This is a genomic window from Bartonella sp. AP58NXGY, assembly GCF_042195785.1.
In the GTDB taxonomy this organism is placed as follows: Bacteria; Pseudomonadota; Alphaproteobacteria; order Rhizobiales; family Rhizobiaceae; genus Bartonella.
The window spans coordinates 1-818 of record NZ_JBHIOY010000184.1; the positions used below are offsets into that span (position 1 = coordinate 1).

Sequence of the window (818 nt, forward strand, 5' to 3'; positions counted from 1 at the left end):
ATAGAATTCACGCATAGTGATATTGGTTTTAAATGTTGGCAACAGGAAGGGGATTCTGTTCCTCAAGCAACATGGCAAAAAATAGCTGAGAGTGATGCTATTTTACTTGGCACTGTGACAGAACCCGAAAAAGAAATAGCTTTAAAAGAATGTGCACCGCATTTAAAGGAGCAAAACCTTGCCTATGTTTCTCCTATCCTTCAACTTCGCCAAAAGCTAGATCTGTTTGCCACGATACGTCCTGTCAGATACATTTTTGGTCCGCGAAAACCTTTTGAGTTTTGTGTGATCACAGAGAAGAGTGAAGGTCTCGATGCGGGATTAGATTTTCGCGGGATTACGCCAGAAACATCTGCTTGGTTAAAACATCCCAATTTGACAAAATATGGTGTTGAAGAAGCCGCATGGACAATCCGTTTACAAACACGCTTTGGTTTAGAGCGGTTATTTGAATATGCTTTTTCTTATGCGCGTGCACAGAATTTCAGGCGGGTTACTTTTGCCGATAAACCAAATGTTATGCGGGAAAGTGGACAATTTGCTCAGGAAATTTTTGAGAAAACTGCGCAAAAATATCCGGAAATCGAAGCAGATATTCATAATGTTGATGCGGTTGCTTTATGGATTGCAACGAAGCCAGAGCAGTTTGGTGTGATTGTTGCTGAAAATATGTTTGGCGATATTCTCTCTGATTGTGCTGCTGGTGTCATGGGCGGATTGGAGCTTGCACCTGAAGCCAATGTAGGAAGCCAGATTACTTGTTTTAAACCCGCTCATGGAAGCGCAGCACACATTGCTGGACAGAATAAAGCAAACCC

At 42.2% G+C, this 818-nt stretch carries 1 protein-coding gene; it reads left to right on the forward strand.

Annotated elements, in window-relative coordinates; translation table 11 throughout:
- Positions 1-818, forward strand: an 818-nt coding sequence (locus tag ACFINC_RS10335) for an isocitrate/isopropylmalate family dehydrogenase (RefSeq protein WP_375617154.1), incomplete at both ends; no start/stop codon positions are given.